At 57.0% G+C, this 2,110-nt stretch carries 3 protein-coding genes; 2 read left to right on the plus strand and 1 reads right to left on the minus strand.

Annotated elements, in window-relative coordinates:
- Positions 1-291: 291 nt before the first annotated feature.
- Entirely contained in the window at positions 292-468 is a 177-nt protein-coding gene (locus AC630_RS46065) for a hypothetical protein (protein ID WP_167561385.1), read from the minus strand.
- Positions 469-689: 221 nt separating this feature from the next.
- Here AC630_RS46065 and AC630_RS44960 point away from each other — a divergent pair, with 221 nt between their 5' ends.
- Together AC630_RS44960 and AC630_RS41275 are read left to right on the plus strand one after the other, a co-directional pair.
- Positions 690-926: a hypothetical protein gene (locus AC630_RS44960; protein ID WP_143198730.1), complete on the plus strand. Its 237-nt coding sequence runs from the start codon at positions 690-692 to the stop codon at positions 924-926.
- An 836-nt stretch (positions 927-1,762) separates the two neighbouring features.
- Positions 1,763-2,110 (plus strand): LysR family transcriptional regulator (locus AC630_RS41275; RefSeq protein ID WP_143198731.1); only part of this gene is annotated, 348 nt, incomplete at its 3' end.

A 2,110-nucleotide genomic window follows, 5' to 3' on the forward strand; every position in this document is an offset into this window, starting at 1 on the left:
GCGCTTTGCCCGGTCCGGATTTCTGCTTCATCTTCGCTKCTCCTTGCGGCTACGATGAACCAGAAATCCTCCCTTCGTGAAGTCCCTCAATTTGTCTCAAGGGCTCTGACGGCGAACACGGGCGAGCCAAGCCAGCGACGATCGCATTGTCGGCATCCCCGACCATCGATGAGAGCGGCCACATGCGCTGGGGAAGCTCGCCCCCTTGTCGTCCTGAACTGGCAGATAGGTCTGTGCTTGTGGACGCAGATGGCCCCGCTAGCGGATTCAAGCGTGGCATAGTGTGATGGGCTAAGATGGCCAATACGCCAGGCCGGATCGGATCGCCATAAAGGACAGCGACTTATATTCCTTCAGGAAGAACATCTGGGGCTGGTCCCCACTGGATTTCAGCGTCGGCGCCACCTTCGTGCTATTCATCGTCGGGGACATCGCCATGCTCGTGGCTTGTTCCTTGGAACCACTCATAGCCATCTCCTTCCATGTTCGGCGCAGCCGGCGGGAACGAAGAGTCCGAACGCTCAGATCGCGGCGACTTCGGGTTGGTCATGGCGTTGTAGCTAACTAGCTCATCGACCGCCGAGGGGTCTCAGTATTGCTGCGGCGTGATCGAAGATGCCAAATGGCGCGTTCCCCTCACCGCGTCCCATGCATCCATGTGTGAGTTCAGATGCAGTAGCGCCGCGACGGTGCACAAGATCAAGCGACCGTTGTCCGTGATGATAAGGAATGCCGATCCCGCCGTGCCCTGGCTTGATCGTTCGATGCCCGACATCGACAAAGAAAAGGCGGCGCTCAAGAGAATTGCGGATAGTTGCCGTCGCACGGGAGCGGTGATCGAAAAGCATTCGAACGAAGTTCAAGAGCGACGCGCGTGCAGCCTGAGACTGACTACCGTCACCTTTCCCGGTCTCGTCGTATGTTGATTGCGCTCGTTACGGCTGGTCAACGCGTGGGGCCGCAGGTCAACTTGGCGAGCGAAGAGTGCAAACTACGCTCCTTGATTACAGATATGACTAGCGTGTCGGCACCCCAGCGAAACCCGTCTCAAAGGATCACTCGCGCAGTCCGAATTAGCGGGACCGATCCTCTAGACCACGGCAGATTCTTCGAGTCCACTTGGTGGACCCGGCGGTCCAGACCGCTGAAGTGTTGGACACGCTACAGATGCGAGCGCCATGAAATACTCACCCAACAAACCGCAAGAATGAGAACGCTGTAACAAGAACTGCGCTTAACGCCGCGATCAATCCGCTCTATCTCTAGTCCGGAAGAACATCAGGCACAGCAGCGTCACGGAGAACAAGGATGCGCGCCATATTCCCAGCGTTAACTGCATCCCCTAGTGGCGCCGATGTGGCCGTCAAGGACACCAAGCGTTATGCCGACACCCATGGGTGGTGCTACTACAATTTCAATCAACCTGGCCCAAAAGCTCAGACCGCCAAGGTTAGAGCAAAGGAGGAAATGCACCGACTGCGATATTGCCAGTGCCAAGAAGGACATTTGGATCCTCATCTATCCTCTACTGGACAAGTGACTCCGCTTGATCGGACGCCGTGTTTCCGACTCTCGGATTGAGCTTAATAGGAAACAGCGTCAGTGAGAAAACCTTCCGCAAGGCGCGGGTCGACAATTCCGAGCCGGCGCACAATACCTTTTTTCTCGGAACCTCCGCGACAAACCGCTTGGCCATCGCCCCTGCCCACCATGGCAACGAACTGGAACGGTCCGCACCACGGCAAATCTTTCGAGTATGAGTATGCAGCTGCAGTTTCATCAGGTGCGATATTTCTTGGCCCTAGCAAGGACGCTCAATTTTACGCGGGCTGCGGAGCAATGCAATGTGACCCAGCCGGCGCTGACAAAGGCGGTACACAAGCTGGAGCAAGAACTCGGTGGCGCGTTGATTCACCGTGAACGTCACCTCACCCAGCTCACCGAGCTGGGCAAGATGATTTTGCCCACGCTGGAGAAAATATTTACCGCCGCGGAGGCCGTACGGCTTCAGGCGCGAGGCTATCAAAAGAAGACAATCGCCCCGCTCAAGATCGGGCTGGTGCCGTCAGTCTCCGCCGCGCTCATTACGGAATTGCTCCTGGAGCTCGCC

Origin of the sequence: Bradyrhizobium sp. AS23.2 (assembly GCF_001908185.1) — a bacterium.
GTDB lineage: Bacteria > Pseudomonadota > Alphaproteobacteria > Rhizobiales > Xanthobacteraceae > Bradyrhizobium.